Origin of the sequence: Limnohabitans sp. 2KL-51 (assembly GCF_003063645.1) — a bacterium.
Classification (GTDB): Bacteria; Pseudomonadota; Gammaproteobacteria; order Burkholderiales; family Burkholderiaceae_C; genus Limnohabitans_A.
The window spans coordinates 102,248-121,971 of sequence record NZ_NESJ01000014.1 but is presented as its reverse complement, the minus strand read 5'-3'; the positions used below and the strand labels follow the sequence as shown (position 1 = coordinate 121,971).

General features: G+C 58.3%; 15 protein-coding genes. 5 read left to right on the top strand and 10 right to left on the bottom strand.

Annotated features, from left to right (window positions below):
• Positions 1 to 4: 4 nt before the first annotated feature.
• The 6 genes from B9Z49_RS15430 to B9Z49_RS15405 are packed head-to-tail and all read right to left on the bottom strand — an operon-like array spanning position 5 to position 8,590.
• Complete coding sequence (locus tag B9Z49_RS15430; protein ID WP_108354324.1) at positions 5 to 973, bottom strand: tripartite tricarboxylate transporter substrate binding protein; 969 nt, start codon at positions 971 to 973, stop codon at positions 5 to 7.
• Positions 974 to 985: 12 nt separating this feature from the next.
• Positions 986 to 1,660, bottom strand: a complete 675-nt coding sequence (locus tag B9Z49_RS15425) for an RraA family protein (RefSeq protein ID WP_108354323.1) — start codon at positions 1,658 to 1,660, stop codon at positions 986 to 988.
• Between the two features lie 4 nt (positions 1,661 to 1,664).
• A complete protein-coding gene (locus B9Z49_RS15420) occupies positions 1,665 to 3,287 on the bottom strand; it encodes a thiamine pyrophosphate-binding protein (protein WP_158273520.1) in 1,623 nt (540 codons plus the stop codon).
• Positions 3,288 to 3,298: 11 nt separating this feature from the next.
• Positions 3,299 to 4,777, bottom strand: coding sequence for an aldehyde dehydrogenase (locus B9Z49_RS15415; protein ID WP_108354321.1), 1,479 nt, complete (start codon positions 4,775 to 4,777; stop codon positions 3,299 to 3,301).
• Between the two features lie 10 nt (positions 4,778 to 4,787).
• Positions 4,788 to 6,914 (bottom strand): hydantoinase/oxoprolinase family protein, encoded by a 2,127-nt coding sequence (locus tag B9Z49_RS15410; protein WP_199225078.1) that lies wholly within the window; start codon positions 6,912 to 6,914, stop codon positions 4,788 to 4,790.
• A complete protein-coding gene (locus tag B9Z49_RS15405; RefSeq protein WP_108354319.1) occupies positions 6,911 to 8,590 on the bottom strand; it encodes a hydantoinase B/oxoprolinase family protein in 1,680 nt (559 codons plus the stop codon). Before B9Z49_RS15405 ends, B9Z49_RS15410 begins: the two co-directional genes overlap by 4 nt.
• Before the next feature lie 202 nt (positions 8,591 to 8,792).
• Between B9Z49_RS15405 and B9Z49_RS15400 the strand changes: the two genes are divergently transcribed.
• A complete protein-coding gene (locus B9Z49_RS15400) occupies positions 8,793 to 9,752 on the top strand; it encodes a tripartite tricarboxylate transporter substrate binding protein (protein WP_158273519.1) in 960 nt (319 codons plus the stop codon).
• Between the two features lie 231 nt (positions 9,753 to 9,983).
• On the opposite strand, the gene B9Z49_RS15395 is transcribed toward B9Z49_RS15400, so the two are convergent.
• From B9Z49_RS15395 to B9Z49_RS15380, 4 genes are all read right to left on the bottom strand, one after another.
• Positions 9,984 to 11,132: a C45 family peptidase gene (locus tag B9Z49_RS15395; RefSeq protein ID WP_108354317.1), complete on the bottom strand. Its 1,149-nt coding sequence runs from the start codon at positions 11,130 to 11,132 to the stop codon at positions 9,984 to 9,986.
• Between the two features lie 6 nt (positions 11,133 to 11,138).
• Positions 11,139 to 12,908, bottom strand: coding sequence for a M28 family peptidase (locus tag B9Z49_RS15390; RefSeq protein ID WP_158273518.1), 1,770 nt, complete (start codon positions 12,906 to 12,908; stop codon positions 11,139 to 11,141).
• Between the two features lie 78 nt (positions 12,909 to 12,986).
• Positions 12,987 to 13,967, bottom strand: a complete 981-nt coding sequence (locus B9Z49_RS15385) for a tripartite tricarboxylate transporter substrate binding protein (protein WP_108354315.1) — start codon at positions 13,965 to 13,967, stop codon at positions 12,987 to 12,989.
• Positions 13,968 to 14,042: 75 nt separating this feature from the next.
• Positions 14,043 to 14,876: a nitroreductase family protein gene (locus B9Z49_RS15380; protein WP_108354355.1), complete on the bottom strand. Its 834-nt coding sequence runs from the start codon at positions 14,874 to 14,876 to the stop codon at positions 14,043 to 14,045.
• A gap of 351 nt (positions 14,877 to 15,227) precedes the next feature.
• On the opposite strand from B9Z49_RS15380, the gene B9Z49_RS15375 reads away from it, so the two are divergent.
• From B9Z49_RS15375 to B9Z49_RS15360, 4 genes are all read left to right on the top strand, one after another.
• The gene (locus B9Z49_RS15375) at positions 15,228 to 16,295 is read left to right on the top strand and encodes a ketopantoate reductase family protein (protein WP_199225076.1); all 1,068 of its coding nucleotides are present in this window, start codon (positions 15,228 to 15,230) and stop codon (positions 16,293 to 16,295) included.
• 20 nt (positions 16,296 to 16,315) lie between these two features.
• Complete coding sequence (locus B9Z49_RS15370; protein ID WP_108354314.1) at positions 16,316 to 17,146, top strand: polysaccharide deacetylase family protein; 831 nt, start codon at positions 16,316 to 16,318, stop codon at positions 17,144 to 17,146.
• A complete protein-coding gene (locus B9Z49_RS15365; protein WP_158273517.1) occupies positions 17,143 to 18,024 on the top strand; it encodes a polysaccharide deacetylase family protein in 882 nt (293 codons plus the stop codon). Before B9Z49_RS15370 ends, B9Z49_RS15365 begins: the two co-directional genes overlap by 4 nt.
• A gap of 153 nt (positions 18,025 to 18,177) precedes the next feature.
• Positions 18,178 to 19,671: a M81 family metallopeptidase gene (locus B9Z49_RS15360; RefSeq protein WP_108354312.1), complete on the top strand. Its 1,494-nt coding sequence runs from the start codon at positions 18,178 to 18,180 to the stop codon at positions 19,669 to 19,671.
• The last annotated feature ends 53 nt before the right edge of the window (positions 19,672 to 19,724 follow it).

Genomic DNA, 19,724 nt, shown 5'->3' with positions numbered 1-19,724 from the left:
AGGTTCAATCTTTCTTGAGGCCCAGTTCGGGAATCAAACGACCCATCTGACGGTACACCCCCGTCACCGATGCCGTGAATTCGGCATGTCCTTGATAAGCCGTCGAGCCTTTGAGCTTATTGACCAAGTCTGCAAATCCAGGAGTTTTGACCATGTCAGCCGCTGCGGCATTCCACTCTTTGATCACGTCGGCAGGTATGCCTGCGGGTCCGGCAACACCATAAAAGATTGGGACTGAAATCGGAAAGTTCAATTCTTTGTAGGTGGGCACGCGTGGGTATTCAGGGATTTTGTCTGGACCACTCTCGGCCAAAAGTCGGATCGTTCCGGCAGCTGCGTGCGGAGGGAATTCAGCAGCAACCAACGCTTGGATCTGCCCCCCCAGCAAGCCGTTCATGGCATCGGCACCGCCTTTGTAGGGCACATAAGTGGCTTGTATGCCAGCCGCTCGGAATGCGGCTTGTGTGGAGATATGGGTTCCACCGTTGGTTGCCGCTGTTGACCAGAACAACTTGTTGGGGTTGGCCTTGGCCCAAGACATCAACTCTTCAATGGTCTTGTGGGGTGAATCCGACTTGACAAACAGTGGTTGCGCACTGACCAAGGTCTGAAACAAGTAAGTGAAGTCCTTGGCAGCGTCATAGCTCACAGTCTGAAAATACGGCGCGACGGTGAATGGACTGGTGGTCGCCAACGCAACGGTATAGCCGTCTGGCTTGGCCCTGGCCAAGAGCCCTGCCGCGATCGTCGCGCCAGCCCCGGGCTTGTTGTCAACGACAACCGGCACTTTCCAGCGTTCCTTCAGGTAATCAGCGATCCAACGAGATGAAATGTCACCACCACCGCCTGGCGCAAAGCCCACAATGATCGTGATCTGTCTCGATGGAAATTTATCTGGCGCTTGGGCTTGCGCCGTGCTGAAAGCCCATAGCGATGCGATGAACATCACCATTTTTGAAATCGAAATTGACATGCTGGTCTCCTTTTATTGATTGACAGACAAAACAAGTCCTGCACGCTCAATGGCCGCGTCTAGCCATGCAGGCGAAATAAACCCTTGCGCTATGGAAGCGATGCGCAGACTCTCTTTTTCCATTTTCTTAACCACTTCTTGCGCAACACTGGCGATGGATGCAAAAGGAACCACGACAACACCATCGTCATCCCCCACGATCAAATCGCCAGGATGGACCGTCACACCGGCACAGTCAATGGTCGTCTGAAGCCAGGCTGGCCCATCTTTTCGGCACTGCTGCGCATAAATACAAGCCGCAAATACAGGCCATGGCTCAGCACGCAATTTTTCCGCATCACGAACAGCACCGTTGAGGACTATGCCGGCAAGCCCTTTGTGCATGGCGGCCATGGCCATGATTTCACCCACTGGAGCACCCAAAGCGCCACCCGATTGCTCCGCCACGATCACATCGCCAGCATTGGCCTCTCTGACCGCCACATGCATCCCCAGATTGTCTGCAGGCGGCAGTTTCAGCGTGTAAGCGGCTCCGAGCAAACGCATGCCGGGTCGCAAGGCGCGCACCGATGCGTTCATGACATGGCCCGGCCCTAGAACATCGCTGATCGTGGCCACAGGCAAGTGACGATAGGCCTCAATGAGGTCTATGGAGGGGCGTTCGAAAGCAGGTCCAATCGTCAACATGTCGTTAACCCCTCATGGCTTTGAGCTGGTGCGCATAACCCGACGCATCAATTTGGACATCGATCAGGCAAGGCCCATCCGCATCGAGTGCGGTTTGCAGTGCTTGCGTATATTCAGCTTCATTGTGAACCGAGAAACCCAAACCACCCAATGCTTGCATGGCCCCCGCAAAGTCATGCTTGCGCCATCGCACGCCCCGTGTCGGCAATTGCCGACTTTGCTGCTTGATGTCGATGAGCGACAGTGCGCTGTCGTTGAAAACAACCACCACGACCTTGGCTTGCATCTCAACTGCTGTACACAATTCGCCCATGCACATCATCAAGCCACCATCGCCGGTGAAACACATGACGGCTTGAGAAGGATCGTCCAATGCACACGCAATGGCGGCGGGCAATGCAAAAGCCATGGATGCCAGTCCGTTGGAGATCAGCACGTCGCCCGGTCGGGTGGTGGGGAAAAAAGCGGTGGCAGAAAACATGTGTGCACCCGCATCCACCGTCATGCGAGGCACGATTTTTTTGTGGTCGCAGGCCTGCGCAGCCAGTTGCACCACTTTGTCGGGCGCCACACCAAATTTCACAGGTGGGTAGGCCAGCTTCTCTAGCACTTGCGTTCGGATTTTTAACCATTCAGAGGGTTGCCAGCCAGATGGGTAACCGTGGAGTGTGGCATTCAATTGACTCAGGATCGCCTCCAGCGAACCCGTCACTCTGGCCTCAGCTTGGACATAGTGCACATGATGTTCGACCTTGGAAATCTCACAAACCGCTTTGCCATAACGCCAAGGTTGCAAGATCATTTCAACCGGATCCAATCCCACCAAGACCATCAGGTCTGACTGTGCAATACATTCAGCCTCTTGGAGTCCACCCGTAAAAATCCCGACGACCTGTGGGTCCTCATCGGAGACCACCCCTTTGGCCTTGTAGGTCGGCAAGACAGGGCAGCCCAGCAATTGCGCCAGTTGCCTGACTTGCTTTGCACTTTGGCGAGCCTCCAGCCCGACAATCAAAACAGGTCTTTTGGCACTGCCCAGGAGTTTTTGAACGGCTGCAAGATCTTCTGAAGAAAAGGCAACAGGATCGGATGGTTTGGGAATTACAGCCTGATCTGGCAGCACGCGTTTAGCCGCTTCACTCGTCAACTCGATGTGCACTGGCCCAAACGGCGCAGAGGCAGCCAGCGCCAGCATGGCGTCGATCTCAGCCACAGGATCAGGCCCTTCAAGATGACTGAAACCTTTGACCACAGGGGCCAACATGGCCTTTTGGTCGAACACCTGGTGGGTGATGTAGCCCAATTGTTTGGGCGTGAAACCATCGGTGATCACAAGAACGGGCGCACGATCCAGCGATGCGTAGGCCACGCCATTGGCACCATTGGCCACACCAGGCCCTTTGGTCATGATGGCCACACCCGGGATGCCTGTGGTCTCGGCCATGGCTCCAGCCATCATGACTGCCGCATTTTCCGACTTCGTCAAAACAAAATCGATGCCCAACTGCGCTGCGGCTTCGATCACATCCAAGGAAGATCCGCCACCAGGCAGTCCGAACATTCTTTTGACACCCGCTTGACTGAGCGCTCTTGCCAAGGCTTGGGCTGTCGTGATGGTGTTTTCCATGTCAAAGCCTTTCATCGACGGATATAGGGATTGGCGGCAGGACCACCGGTGTATATCCAAACGCTCTTGACTTGCAAATAGTCATAAATCGCATCCAAGCCGTTTTCGCGCCCCATGCCTGAAGACTTGAAACCACCAAAAGGTGAGGTGTAACTGGTTGAACGGTAGATGTTGATCCAGACGGTACCCGCCACCAACCTGTTGGACATATCGACTGCACGGCGCAAGTTCTCAGTCCAGACACCAGCGGCCAAGCCATACTGCGTGCCATTGGCGATGCGCACGGCATCGTCATCGTCCTTGAATTTGATGACACTCAGTACAGGGCCGAACACCTCCTCCTGAGCAATGCGCATGTCGGGCGTCACGTTCACAAAAATGGTGGGTTGCACAAAGAATCCTTTGGCACCTTCAGGCCCCTGAGCCACCACCCCACCCATCACGCAATGAGCGCCTTCATTCTTGGCAATCTCGATGTAATCGAGCACCTTACGGTACTGCTGCTCGGTCGTGATGGGTCCGAGCTGCGTATCTGGCGACATGGGGTCGCCAAATCGTGCGGTGCTGGCCAATGCCACCAACTTTTCAACAAACACATCGTGGATCGATTCGTGAACCAGCAAGCGAGAGCCTGCAATGCAGGTCTGTCCGCTGGCTGCAAAAATGCCCGAAATGGCACCTGACAGGGCGTCCTCGATCCGGGCGTCCTCAAAAACAATGTTGGCCGACTTACCGCCCAGCTCCAAGGTCACATGTTTGAAGTCCGCTGCTGCGGCCACATTGACCCGCCGACCGCCTGACTCACCACCCGTGAAAGCCACTTTGCGCACCAAGGGGTGAGTGACCAAAGCCTCACCCACATCAGCCCCTAAACCTGTGACCACATTGATCAACCCAGCAGGCAAGCCCGCCTTGGCAGCCAAGGCCGCAAACTCGAGCGTGGATGCAGAGGTGTATTCAGAAGGCTTGATCACCACCGCATTGCCTGCGGCCAGTGCAGGTGCCACCTTCCATGCCAGCAACAGCAATGGGGAATTCCAGGGCGTGATGCAGGCGGTCACACCAATGGGTTCGTAGCGCGTGAAGTTGAGCACATTGGGCTTGTCAATCGGCGGCACAGCGCCTTGTATCTTGTCTGCGAGGCCTCCGAAATAGCGAAACCACTCGACCAAATACTTACACTGATTGCTCATTTCAGCGTAGAGCTTTCCGTTGTCACGCACCTCAATTTCTGCCAGTCGTGGCGCATGCTCAAGCAACATATCGGCAAAGCGAACCAAGGCCTGACCGCGCTGCGAGGGTGTCATGCGCGACCACGCCCCTTGACGCATGGCTCGCTCAGCGGCCTGAACGGCGCGATCGACGTCCTCGGAGTTTCCCAAAGGTATTTCGGCCCATTTTTCACCGGAGTAAGGGTTGACTGAATCCAGCCAAAGCCCAGACGAGGGATTGACCCACTCACCGTCAATGAACATCGAATAACGTTTCATTTGCCAGCTTTCAAGAAGACTGAAGGGGAAGGTCAATGCGCAAGTTCCAATGCGCGTCGACAGTCACCTGGGCCAAGTGAGGCACGACCACCGTCGATTCACGCTCTTCGATGATGGCAGGGCCTTCCAAAACAGCACCCACGGCCAGCAAATGGCGGGCATAAACCGGGGTCGTCACGAAACTTTTTCGCTGTACACAAAAGACGGGCCGATGACCTTTGAGTGCATCGGCAGCTTGGGGCAAGGCCACCTCATTCAGCGAATCGGCCACTTGCAGCAAATCGGGTGAAGGGCCCTGCACCACCACGCGCCACGACACCACTTCGGCGGGCGTATCTTTTTCGGTTCGGCCGTACAACTGTTGATAACAAGTCGAAAAACCATGCGCCATTCTGGCCACCAGATCGGCCATGGGCGAGACCATGTCCACGGGCACCTCCACCTCGTAACCCTGCCCCACATAGCGCATGGCAGCACTGACCTTGACACGGCACTGGTCCAGGGTCAGGCCGGAATGGGACATCATCGCCAAGCCCTTTTGTTGCAAGTCTTCAACAAGCTCTTTCACTTGGGTTGCATTGAGCACTGTCAACGTAGAAATTTGTGCTTTGACAAACTGGAAAGACATAGGCGATGCCAAAAACCCAAAGGCCGATGCCACGCCAGCACCGCGAGGAATGAGAACGTGGCGCATGTCCAGTTTCATAGCCACATGACACGCATGGACAGGGCCAGCCCCGCCAATGGGCACCATGGCGTAGTGGGATGCTTTTAACCCCTTTTCCAGCGCATGGATGCTCGCGGCCTGGGCCATGGCTTCATTCACGGTTTCATGGATGCCAAATGCCGCATCCACGACAGACAACGACAAGGGTTGAGCGATTTGCTTTTCGATGGCATGGCCCGCAGCGGCCAGATCCAGTTGCATGTCACCGCCCAAAAATGAACCCGCGTCCAAGTAGCCCAGTACCAGGTCTGCGTCTGTGACCGTTGGGTCTTGTCCACCTTGACCATAACAAGCAGGACCTGGAACGGCGCTGGAACTGTCAGGCCCCACCTGAATCAAGCCCAATTGATTGACCCTGGCAATGCTGCCGCCGCCGGAACCGATCTCAATCATGTCGATCGCCGGCACCTTCAGGGGGATGCCACTGCCTTTGCGAAAACGCTGCAAGCGCGCCACTTCAAAATCGTTGATGACCTGCGATTCAGAGCCATTGATCAGGCATGCTTTGGCGGTCGTGCCGCCCATGTCAAAACACAGAACATCTTTTAAACCGGCTATTTTTCCGATCAGCGATGTGGCTTGCACGCCCCCGGCAGGGCCTGACTGAACCAGTCGAATCGGATAGGCCATGGCGGTCGTGTAATGGACCGTTCCACCATCCGATTGCATGAGGTACAAATCCTTTTGGAACCCCATGGTTTTGAGACCCTGAATCAACCCCGATATGTATTTTTCAAACAAGGGCTGAACATACGCATTGCACACCGCGGTGGCTGTCCGCTCGTATTCGCCAATTTCGGGCATGACTTCGCTGGAAATGCAAATGGTCACATCGGGCAGCAAGGCTTGTAAGATTTCTTTCGCCTTCAATTCATGCCCATCGTGTCTGAAAGCATGCAAAAAGCAAATGGCGACCGCTTGCGCCCCGGCATCCCGAATTTGCTTGGCGATGGGTTCAAGCGCCTCGACGTCCAAGGGCTCGATCACGGCGCCATCGTATGCAACCCGTTCCTTGACCTCGAAACGCAGTGATCGGGGCACCAACGGCTCAACTGGCGTTAAAAATAAATCATAGATGTCGTAGCGCCATTCACGGGCAATTTGCAACACATCCCGAAAACCTTGCGTGGTCACCAATGCCGTGACAACACCTTTTCGCTCGATCAGTGCATTGGCAACCAAGGTGGTGCCATGAATGATGTTGTCCACTTGCTCGGGCAAGACCCCATTGTTTTTCGTGATCAGGGACACGCCAGTCAACACCCCTTGAGAGGGATCGAGTGGTGTTGTCAGCACTTTTTCGTTGACCAAGTGACCTTGTGAATCGATCATGACCAAATCGGTGAATGTTCCACCAATGTCCACCCCAATCCGGAAAGGGCCTTTCATTGCAATCGGTTCACGGCTCATGAAGCTCTGCCTTTATTTGCATTCAACATTTGTTGTATTTCGGACGCCGCCAAACCGTAATCGCGCTGTGCACTTGCCGCCGAAACCACACCATCGAGCAGATCCCTTTCGACAGCAAAACGCTCTCGCAAATGAGCAGGCGACATGCCACCACCACCAGGCGTCTCAAACGTCACGACCTGACCCTCTTTCATGCTGATGACCGACTTGGCTGGGATTTTCACGCCATCCAACAAATCAATCCCAGCAGCACCATCAAGGCCCCCCAGAAATCCTCGTGGCGGATGCTTGACCCGCTCATGGCGAATCATGAAGGTCAATGGTTCAGGTGACAAAGATTTGAATGAAATGCGTTGCCCCAATCCTCCTCTGTGCAGACCTGCACCGCCACTGTCCACCAGCAAACTTTTTTCAGTCACCAGCATGGGGGTCTGATTTTCAAATTGCTCAATCGGGCTGTTGGCGACGTTGGTGGGGAAACTCAAACAGGCAGGACCATCGCTGGTGGCTCTGGCACCGTAACCGCCGCTCATGAAAAACATTTTCACAAACTTGCGTTGGGACCGATCAACGCCTTTGAAGTAGACATTCCAGATCGGCGACCCGCTGTCCGCAATGATTTTGGTGGGCATCATTTTGGAGAGCGCTCCAAAAATGACAAACGGCAAATAATGCCCAGAAAGATGCCGACCCCAGACGGGCGCAGGCCGTGTCGGGTTCACCAAACAACCCTCGGGTGCCAAAATGGTCAATGGCCGCAATCCGCCATCGTTGTTGGGGGATGAGGGATCAAAAGCACATTTGACGGCATAGGCGCTGTAAGCAAAAGTGAAGTTCATCACGGAGTTGATGGGCTTATCGATTTGAGCATCCGTGCCTGAATAATCAATCACCAACTCAGAGCCTTTTTTCCGCACATTGCAACAAATCAACAATGATTTTTCGAACCCATCTGCCATGACATGGTCATCGAACTCACCATCGGGCATGGATTCGAGCATTCTGCGCATGCTGTTTTCCGACCGCAGCAAGATCTGATCGGTCACCGCCGTCAAATCGTCGATGTTTTCTTGTTGCAGCAAGGCCAATAATTTGGTTTGAGCCAACTCGTAGGCCGCAAACTGCGCACGAATGTCCCCAAGGGTTTCCAAGGGTTCTCTTAAATTTTCTTTGATGAAAGAGACCACATCGGAATTTTCTTCACCCCGTCTGCAAATCTTGAGCACCGGAATGCACAAGCCTTCCTCATAGGCGTCTTTGGCAAAAGGATTGGGGGCACCACCAATGTCCACCGTATGGAAGGTGGAACCCACGAAGGCCACCAACTCCGCACCGCGAAAAATCGGCCGAACCATGGTGATGTCGTTCAGATGGCCGGTTCCCAACCAAGGATCGTTGGAAATCAAGACATCACCGGGCTCGAGCGTGTGCTTGGGGTAGCGTTCGAGCATGGCCGCCAAAGTTCGCGGCATCGTTCCTAAAAACGAGGGAATCGAGCGGGATGACTGCGCGAAGACCCTGCCATTGGCGTCCATCAGAGAACAAGCCAAATCCCAATTCTCACGAACGACCACCGAAAATGAGGTGCGGACAAAGGTTTGCGCAACCTCATCCATCAGCCCCGTCAAACGTTGCCAAACAATACCCAGTTGCAGTGCGCTGATGCTTTTTCCCATGAATAACCCAATCCTTTGCGTGATGGATTGTCACCAACGGCCTGAACCATGACCATTGGGAAATGACAAAGTCTGATTTAGCGACAGGCTAAAGTCACCCGCTGTCACATGAGGGTCTACACCGATGTTCGAGCGCTTGTCGAGTTGCTCGGTATCTACCTACACTTGTTGGATGTTTGCTAACTCACTGGATGGGCTGTTTATGAATCGCATTTGGGCCATTTTGTTTGGAATGCTGGCTTTCTCTGCGCTTGCCCAGGACGCCAACTACCCCAACAAACCCATTCGTTTGATCGTAGGCTACGCACCCGGGGGCGCCACTGACATCGTGGCGCGGAGCATTGCCATCAAGCTTCAGGAAACGCTGGGCCAAACCGTGATTGTGGAAAATCGCGCTGGTGCAGGCAGCAATATTGCTTCCGAGTTTGTGGCCCGCAGCGCGCCCGATGGCTACACACTGTTGTTGGGCACCATTGCCAATGCCACCAACATGACCGCCTACAAAAACTTGGGCTACGACACCATGCGGGACTTCATCCACATCACCCAGACGATGACCGCGCCTTCGGTGTTGGCTTTGCATCCTTCGGTCCCGGCCAAGAATTTGCGCGAATTTGTCGCGTTGGCCAAACAAAACCCTGGAAAGATGGCTTTTTCATCCAGCGGAAGTGGCGGATCACCCCACTTGGCAGGCGAACTTCTGAAGCTGCGAGGCAACATTGATTTGATCCATGTCCCCTACAAAGGCGCAGCGCCAGCCATGTCAGATTTGCTGGGAGGCCAAGTTCAAATGAGTTTTCAAACTGCTTTGTCAGCGATTCCCCACCTGAAAAGTGGCAAGCTCAATGTGATCGCGGTCGCCAGTAAAAAACGCATGGGGGTATTGCCCAATGTGCCCACCATGGCCGAAGCTGGAATGGCTGATTTTGAAGTTTCAAGCTGGAATGGCTTGTTTGCACCCGCCAAAACGCCTGCACACATCGTCAATGCCTTGTACACCGCCACCATCAAGGCCATCAACACACAAGACATCAAAGACAAAATGGAGGCACAAGGTGCTGAACCGGTAGGCAGCAGTCCCGACGAGTTCAAAGCCTTTGTGAAGGCGGAAATTGACAAGTGGGAACAGGTGATCATCAAGTCAGGCGCGAAGATGGACTGAAGCTTTGCGCCCCGGACTGTGCGGCAGCCTCCATGAGGCTGCACCTCAAAGACAGGGCTGGTTAGCCAAGTTTTAGATGCCCTGAAAGATGTGAAGCTAGGGGGCCAACACAATGAAGAGCGTGTTGTTATCAACCCTGCGGTTTCAGGCTAGACCTGTCTTCACAACATAGTGTGAATTTTTAAGGGCAGTGTCCAATTTTTCGGCCAATCGGCGGCGGCCCGAACTGTCTCATGACTGGCGCTCATGCGCGTATTGCAGCACCGACGCTTGCATATCCAGGGTGTAGCGGGTGAACTGACGATTGATGGCTGGCAGCGGCGCAATCTCGAGATGGCCCCTGGCCGGATCCATGAGCAACATCGCCACGGTGGCGCTGAGGTTACTTTCCAGCGTAAGGCGCGGAGGACGACAGACCGACCACGGGGTGGCGAAATCATCGAAGAAGGCCTGGCGCAGGTGGTCCAGCGTCAAGTGCCCCAGGTCCTTGTTCAGCAGTTCGCGTACGCGCACGTCGCGATAGAGCGAATCAGGTGTTGTTTGGATCCCCATGTCCTTGAGCTTGCCGAGCGCCACCGCGCTCTGGAAATGGTTGGCATGGACCAACATGCCATCTTGCGGGTGCACGAGGAAGGTTTCGTCCGGCGCGCACTCAAAGTTCAGCGCGAAGCCGCCCGCGTGGCTGATCATCAAGTTATTCGACGTCGACTTCGGCGTGCAGTAGACCGTGCGCATGGCGATCGCGACATGCTCGGTTTCGAGCAGCTTGCGACGAATCAGCGCCAGCGGCACCCCTTTTTGCGTGTAATCGCGGTCGGAGGAGAGGTAATTAGCCGTTACCGCGATGCCCGCTGCATTCATGCCGGAGCGGGCCAGTCCGCCCGCTTCGGTAAAGGTGAGGATGTCCGGGCCATCGTCACGACGGATCCGCAGCACCACGCCAGTGTCGGCGCACTCCTTGCGCCAGTCCCAGTTCTGCCCGTGCAGGAGACGTCCGCTCGCCGTGACTTGCGGCAGCAGTACTGCGCCGGTGCAGCCGTCGGGCTCCTTGTCTGGGACGGTGATTTTGGGCGGCGGCTGGGTGAGCCGGAGGATCTCGGTGCGCGCGTTCACCAGTGCGATGTCGGCCAGCTCTACGCCCGCGCCTTCGGCCATACCGCGCATTTCCTCGAGGTACAGGGGATCGAAGGCCTCGATCTGCGGCAGGAAACTGGTGGCCAGTCGCCGTACCTGCTCCGGGCTGGACTCTTGTGTCGCCCCTCCTGCGTAGAGCGCAACGCTGCGCCGGATTCGATCGCGCGCCTGGGTGCCGTATTGCAGGCCCCGTGAGCGAGGCGCACCCGAAAGCTCGATGAGGGGAAAGGGTTCAATGCGTTCCATGGTGGGTTAGGCGACGCTGGCCGTCGCATCCTCCATGAGTTCGATCGTTTGCCGCAGCGTGTCGGCGACTTGGTTGCGATCGCGCGTGAGCTGAGTCTCGTGCATCCACCGCTCCTCATCAGGCTGGATGCGGCCGACGCGCTCGGCGTTGTAAAGAGAGGGTATGAGCGTGGACTGCGGCGTGAAGCTGTAGGGGTCATGCGCGTACTTGCCCACAGACGAACTCATGAGAGGGACGACCAGGCGGCTGATACGCTTGATGGCTCGATTGAGGCGCAGGGCATGCTGCTCGTTCCCTGCACCGGCAGCGAACTGGGCAGCGACCGAAGATGTGCTCTGGTCAAAGCGCTCTGCCGCCTCCAGCAGCTGGCTGGCAAGCGCTTTGAGCCCCTCGAGATTGAAGCCTTCAGCGGGCGACTTGATTTCGTCGAGCCGCTCGATCACCTGCTGGGCCATGGGCACATAGTTAAAGGGCAGGATCGGTGCGGTGCAAAGTTCCCAAAGGTAAGCGGCATACACCTCCAAGTGGGTCTGCATGTACTCGAAATCGACCTTGTCGATCGTGCATTCGAGCGAGTGATGCCACCAGCCCCGGGTGGCGAGCGCGGACGCCTTGAGTTGCGCCTGCGTGAACGCGCCTTCGCCCTGGAACATCGGAACGCCCAGGCCAATGAACGAGGCATCGCCGCTCTTGGCCACCCGCTTCCAGCTGATCTCGCGATCGGGCATCAATGCTTTTTCCTCGCGCTGGTGGAAGCTCTTGAGCTCCACGCTTGAGGTGGTGTGCCATTGCGTGGTGCCGGTGCAGGAGGGTTGGTCGATCTGAAGATAGGCGCAGGCGTGATCGCGCAGCACATCCCAGTGGCGATCAGCAAACCAGGTGGAGCCCGCCATGGTTCCGGTTTCGTGGGCCGTCCAGAAACCGAACTCGAGTCCGCGTCGCAGTTTGTGCTGGTGCTGCTTGAAAACACGCGCCAGCTCGATCATGATGGCATTGCCCGCTGCGTTGTCGGTGGCGGCTTCGCCGGGCCACGAGTCCTGGTGTCCGCCCACGATGATGAAGTCGTCCGGCTCAGCCCCTTGCGGCGCCGGCAGCTGTGCAGTCGTAATCTGTACCGGACGCCAGCCGTTGGTGACATGCGTGCGCAGCCAGACCTTGACTGGCCCTTGTGCACACAGTTCCTTGAGCTGCAGACCGGCGACGCGTGAAATGCCAATGCACGGAATGACCGCCATCTCGCTCTTGAAGGTCTCGGGTGTCGGGTTACCCCACACCGGCTTGACCGAGCCGAAAGGCACGGCCGCGTTTTCCGGGTGCCCCCAGTTCATCATCACCGCGCCAATGGCGCCCTTCATGGCGGCGATGCGCTGCTTCTCGTGACGACCTGGCGCATACGACAGCTCCGTCAGGACGATCTTGCCGCGCACATCTTTGCCTTCGAAGTCGGCCGCCGATCCGGAGCCCACGTACACCAGCTCGCCGGAGAGACCGTCGGCCAGTGTTTCCACGCTGTGGCCCAGCGTATTGGCCTGGATGGTGATCTGCCGTGGCGCTTCGATGCGCAGGTCGGCGTGCTCCGGAAAGCTGACCAGCGCAGGGAGTTCATGCACTTGGGCCTCAAGCCCAGCCGCGTGCATCGCGTCGCGGCTGTACTCGGCCATGCGGCGACCGTTAACGGAGCCTGCTGCACGATGTGGGATCTCCCTGACGATCGTCTCGACGTGCGCGCGAACGTTTTGCGCCGAGACCGACGCGATCAACTCTTTTTTGGCCATGGAGATTCCTGGTGGGACGACTGGGATAAGCGACGGCCGGAACACCCGGGACAGCATGTCCACGCCCGTCGCGTAGGTTCACTGGGCTTTAGGCGGGAAGGCAGCTTCCATCTTGGGGCCAGTGGTCTCTTCGAAAGTGCGCATGCTGGCCCGCAATTCTTGGGGACCGGCAAACATGGGTTGGTACAGGAGGCGCTTGGCGACCTCGATGTAGGCCTTGTCCTTGATGGCGACTTTGATCGCTTCGGTGATCTTGTTGGCCACGGCCGGAGGCATCTGCGCCGGGCCCCACACATCAAAGCCGAACACTGGGATGTCGACGTTCATGCCCAGCTCTTTGACGGTCGGCACATCGGGCATTTCTGGAATGCGGGTGGGGAAAGCAACGGCCAGTGCGCGCGTCTTGCCCGCAGTGACGTTCGGGTACACCTCGGGCGGCTGGGCGACACGGTAGGACACCTCACCGGCCAGCACCGCAAAGCCGCTCGGACCGCCGCCACGGTAGGGCACGTAGGTCACGTCCAAGCCTGCAGCCTTCGCTGTCTCCAGCACGATGAGGTTCATCATCCCGCCCAGAGCCGGGCCGCCGACGCTGAGCTTGCCGGGATTTTTCTTGCCGAAATCGACCACGTCCTTCCAGGTCTTGAAGGGCGAATCAATACGGGTCTCGATCATCCCGTAGGCCATCTGTCCGGTCTGACCCAGGATGGTCAGATCCCTCCAGAACTTGGTCTCGAAGACGCCGCCCGAGTAGTAGTAGCCCATCAGGGCGGCATGCCCTGCCAGCATCAAGGTGTGGCCGTCTGGCGCAGAGCGCGTCAGTTCGGCCACGGCAATCTTGGTAGAGCCGCCCGCGAGGTTTTGGACCACGACGGTCGCGCCCAGCGCCTCGCCCAGCGGCTTTTGCAATGCGCGGGCGATCAGATCGTTGGCTCCTCCAGCTGCGAATGGCACGATGATCCGGATCGGCCGATCGGAGAAACTTTGCGCACAGGCTGAACCTGCCATGACTACCGCAGCTGCGAGAGCCAGGAATCTTTTGACCTTCTTGATACTCATATCCGTTGTCTCCGGGTTGGAAAAGAAAAGAGGAAGTGCGCCGTCAGTTACGCGCTCTGACTTCCCCGGGGGCGACTATTTCAAAGGAAAACCCAGTTGCATCAGCATCTCTCGCAGGCGATCCCTGCCTGTGAGTGAAGCAGGTGTAGCGACGCGATTGAGAGATCGTAGGATCCAGCTGTCGGCTTCCATGGATTGCGACTTGTAGAAACGCTGCATCACTTCGTCGTAGTGCTGAAGGCCGGGCATGACTGCCTGGCTTTCGTAACGGTTGCGGTGGAGCACCACCGACTGCGGGGGGCGTGGCTTGATCGCTGTGGGCCGGGCCGGATCGGCCGTACCCAGGCACATGCCAAAAACGGGCGCCACGCGCGGTGGCAAACCGAGCAGATCTGCAACCTTGTCCATCTGATTGCGGATGCCGCCGATGTAGACGGTGGCCAGACCGATCGATTGCGCAGCAATCGAAGCGTTCTGTGAAGCCAAGGCCGCATCCAGTGCGGCCAGCAGAAACATCTCCAGGTAATCAAGCCCCTGCGCGGCCTGCTCTTTCTCACGGGAGGCCTGGTGCAGCATCGACAGGTCGGCCAGCCAGACGAGCTGCATGGGGGCCTGACTGACCTGCGGCTGGTTTCCGACCAGCTGCGACAGGCGGTCGCGCAAATCCGGATCCGTGACGGCCACCACGCTCCAGGCGTGAAGGTTAGATGAGGAGGGGGCCGATTGGGCTGCCGCAAGGATCGCGTGCAACTGGGCATCGGTCACGGGATCCGGCAGGTACTTGCGCACCGAGCGGTGGTCGAGCAAGTGGTCGATCACGTCGGACCATGCGGATGGGGCAGCTGCGCAATTGTCGCCGTAGCGTGTCTTGAGTCGTTCGTGGGGAGAGGGAGCGGTCGCTGTTCGCATGAAATCCATTTGGAGTGAACAAGCCGAGATGGTCATCACAACCCTTGCGTGAATTCATCGTAGGAGCCGAGTAGGCTTTCGTCATCGGGGTTTACCCGCAACAAATTGGCCCGTCTCGGCGCGGTCGGTCCAAAAGCTAGGCGTCTTTTTGAACCTCTGTGTACCTTTGATGTGGATGCGGGCTGCTTGGAAAAAACGACACGGCTGCCGAAGGCGATTTCCGATAAGATGACTCTGACAGCCCAAGAGGCCTCCCGTGATGACAGTCACGGTCCTGTTGTGTGTTGAGTGCCACGTCCACCCACCATCAGGAGTCTCCAGAGTGCCAGATGCCGCCGCAGTCTTGATCGCATGGGCCACATCGTGTCGGTGATGGACATGAGCCCGCAAGACCCTCTGGTGGTCTGGGGCGGCGGTGCCATTGGCGGGACCCTGGCGGCCTATTGGGCACGGGCTGGCGTCCCCGTGTTGCTGGTGGACATCCAGCCCGAGCATGTGCAGGCGTGCCAGACCACGGGGCTGAAGATCGAGGGATCCATCGACAACTTCACCGCCCAGATGCCAGCCTGCACGCCGGCGCAATTGCGGGGCACTTACACGCGCATCGTCCTCGCAGTCAAGGCGCTCGCCACCGAGGAGGCCGTGCAGTCCCTGGCGCCGCACCTTGCGCAAAACGGTTATGTCGTGTCGGCCCAAAACGGCCTGAACGAGCTCACGATTGCTGCCATGGTGGGCGCACAGCGGACGATAGGCTGCTTCGTTAATTTCGGCGCCGACTGGATAGAGCCCGGCCGCATCGTGTACGGCGGGCGTGGTGAAGTGGTGGTGGGCGAGATCGACGGTGTGCCGCGCGAGCGCAGCGCCGAGCTGCACCGGCTGCTCCAATTGTTCGAGCCCGATGCCGTGCTGACCGACAACATCTGGGGCTACCTCTGGAGCAAGCTCGGTTTTGCCGCAATGCTGTTCGCCACGTCCCTCAACAACGATGGCATGGACGCCAATTTCGCTGATGAAAAGCGCTTTGCCGTCTTCGACGCGCTCGGACGCGAAGTGATGGCGGTGGCGCGTGCACAAGGCATTCTTACCGTACCCTTGACTGGATTCGATCCAGCCGCGTTCATGGACGGTGCGCCAGAATCGGCAGCGCGCGCCTCGATTGCTCTGCTGTCGCAGCGGCGTCGCAACAGTGTGAAAAAGCATTCCGGTTTTTGGCGCGATCTTGCCGTGCGCAAGCGCAAGACCGAGGTCGAACCGCTATTGGGCAAGGTCTCAGAGGCCGGTCGACGGGGTGGCGTGCAGACGCCTGCGCTCGATGTGTTGATCCGTCTTGTCCAAGACGTGGAAGAGGGGCGTCGCGCGCTTTCCTGGGAAACTTTCCAGGAGCTTCTCGATGTATGCCAGAGTCAGCGGCCTTCGTAGGCCCATAGGAGACACAAAGAATGACGAACAAGACATCGCTGGCGGGGCACTTTCGGTGCGCCGTCACACTGGGGGTTGACTTCGATGGGCCCAGCCATGAGGTCGGTCGTGGCATCGCACCGCAAGGCGTGCATTCTTGGGGGCGCTATTCTGCGCGCTGCGGCATTCCTCGGCACATTGAGATGCTCAAGCGCCAGGAAGTGCCCTGCACGTTCTTTGTTCCCGGGTATGACGCGCAATGTTATCCGGAGACAGTCAAACAGATCGCCGAAGCCGGTTTTGAGGTGGCTGCGCACGGCTGGCTGCATGAAGCCTGGGACATGCCGGCGGACGAAGAGACCCCGCTGCTGCACCGGACCGATGCGCTGTTGCGCGAAATCACTGGGCAACCCGTGCAGGGCTGGCGCTCACCCTCGGGGCGCAAGACGGCCAACACCATGCGCGTCCTGCGCGAGATGGGCTACCTCTACGACTCCAGCGACAAGGACTACGATCTTCCGTACCGGTTGCGCTTTGGCACCGTGCAGGACGACTGGATCCTGGAGTTGCCGAACAACACGTACAGCCTGGACGACTTTCCCTTTTTCAAGTTCAGCCATACGCCGCCGTCCGAAGTGCTGGAGCAGTGGAAGTCTGAATTCGATGCCATCTACGACCAAGATCGCTTTTTCGTGCTGTGCGTTCATCCGCGCTCTGGCTGGGGGTCGGGCACACCGGTGCGCACTTGGCTGATGGAGCAGATCATCCAATACATGAAGCAGCACGACGGCGTGCATTTCTTCTCGTCGTCTGAATTTGCGCAATGGTGCCTGGCGCATCCGCAGGCCCTGGAAGAGGTGCACGTCGCATGAAAACATTCCGCTGGCCCGATGGCGTGCGCTGCGCCGTGCTGGTGTCGATCCACTTCGATGCCGAATCCTTTGATCTGAAACACACCACGGAAGACCGGCTTTACGGCCGCTTCTCGTATGGTCGCTACGGTGTCCGTGCCGGGTTACCCCGCCTGCTCGCGATGCTGCAGCGACGCTCGATCGCCGCCACGGTTTTCGTCAATGGCGATGATGCAGTTCGACACCGCTCAGCCGTGCGCGAAATCCACGATGCGGGACACGAAATTGGGGGACGCGGCTGGGACCACACGCCGCTGTCCAGCCTAGGGGACACGGAAGAAGACGCCCTTCGTCGCGGTCGTGACGTACTGTCCGAGATCTGTGGAGTGGTGCCCAAGGGCTTTCGTGCTTCGGGCGGCGAGCTCAGCTCGAACACGTTACATCTGTTGACTCAGCTGGGCTTCCAGTACGACGCGTCGTTCCAGGACGATGACCTGCCTTACCTGATTGCACCCCGACCTGGCGCTGTGTTGGCCGAAATCCCGGGCGTCTGGGCGCTCGACGATTCGCTGGCCCTCTCGGCGCGCCACACACATGCGCGGTTGATGAAGATTTGGCGTGAAGAGTTTGACGCGCTTGAGCGGGAAGGTTGTCTTGTGCCGCTTACCATCCACCTGCGCGGTGACGTGGGGCTCACGCGCGCAGCGCGCATCGCAGCGCTGGAAGAGCTGCTGACCCATATGGGGTCACGCCCCGGTGTGCGGTTTATGACCGGTTCCCAGATCGCGGCATTGACCCTGGCCAGCGGCCTCACGCCCGAATCCGATCCGATCGATGCTCACCGGGAGACACTGCGCGTGACGCCTTACCGGGGTGAATTGGCGGTCAAACCCCTTTAGTGCTGCTGGGTAGATGCTCCGGATGCACTGGTTCGTGACGACTAAGGCGGTGGCGCAGCCCGTTTTTTTCACCAGCGACGAATCTTCCTTCATCACCGGAACCGCCCTCGGAATTGACCGCGGTTCGGACTTTTACTGAATACGGACCCACGCATGGCACGCATCGCAATCGCCGGTTTCCAGCACGAGACCAACTGCTTCGTCGACTCGCGCACCGATTTTTCCTATTTCGCTTCGCATCGCGACCGTCCGCCCCTGGTGTACGGCGACGAGGTACTGACCTGGCTGAGCGACACCAGCTTTGCGATCACCGGGTTCATTCGGGCCATGCGCAGTTCGCACGACCTGGTACCGCTGCTGTGGACCAGTGGCGGTGCGGGCGGAATGGTCACGCGTGACGCCTTCGAGCGCATTGCGGGCAGCATCGTGGGCCTGTTGTCGCAGGCCATGCCCCTGGATGCGGTCTATCTCGACCTGCATGGTGCGATGGTGACCGATGACTTCGAGGACGGAGAGGGTGAGCTGCTGCGAAGGGTCCGTGCGGCGGTGGGCGAGCAGGTGCCTATCGTGATTAGCCTGGACTACCATGCCAATGTCACGCCAGAGATGGTGCAACTGACCGACGGGCTGATCGCCTACCGCACCTATCCGCACGTGGACCGCATCGAAACCGGCGGCTATGCGGCCCAGGTCTGTGAGACGCTGCTCGCGCGTGGTCGGCCCACTGGTCGTGCATTGCGCAAATTGCCGTTTCTAATTCCGCTCAACGGCCAATGCACGATGGTCGATCCCTCCCAGCACGTGGTCAGTCTCTCCCAGGTGCTCGAAAAGGAGGTAGTGAACCTGTCCTACCTGGCCGGGTTTCCTCCCTCTGACCTGCACTGGTGTGGTCCCTCCGTCATTGCGCATGCCTGGACTCAGGACGCGGCGGACCGTGCAGCTGATGTGATGTTCGATGCGATCGTCGAGCGGGAGGGGCAGTTTGCCGAGGAAATGTTCTCACCGCAGGAAGGGGTGGCGCGCGCCATCGCCATCGCGCAGACCGCCAATCGTCCGGTTGTGCTCGCCGACACGCAAGACAACCCGGGCTGCGGTGGCACCGCAGATGCCACGGGCTTGCTCAAGGCGCTCGTGGCGGCTGATGCGCAGGGGGCCGTGATGGGATTGCTTTGCGACGCCCAAGCGGCAGCGGCAGCGCATGCGGCCGGTGTGGGCCAACTGCTGACGCTGGACCTGGGCGGCCGGTCCGGTCCGCAGGGCGTGACGCCGTTTTCAGCCTCATTCACGATTGAGGCGCTGGGCAGTGGGCAGTTCATGACGACCGGTGCGGTCACCGGCGGTCGCCAGGTGGATCTGGGCCTGATGGCGCTGCTGCGAGTGGGTGGCGTGCGTGTGGCGGTCACCAGCAAGCGTGCGCAAGCCTACGACCAAGCGCCATTTCGCCATCTGGGCGTCGAGCCCGCAGCGCAGAAGATCCTTGCGCTTAAGAGCACCTGTCACTACCGGGCGGAGTTCGAGCCCCTGGCCGAGGCTGTTCTGGTTGTGCTGGCGCCCGGCTACTACGGGGCCGATCCCAGCGATTACCCCTTCCGCAAGCTTCGTTCTGGCGTTCGTCTCAAACCGCTGGGCCGCGTCCACACAAGCTGATCTCACATGCTTGCCTTTGTCTTCAACAGGGCATCGCCCGGAAATCAAGCACC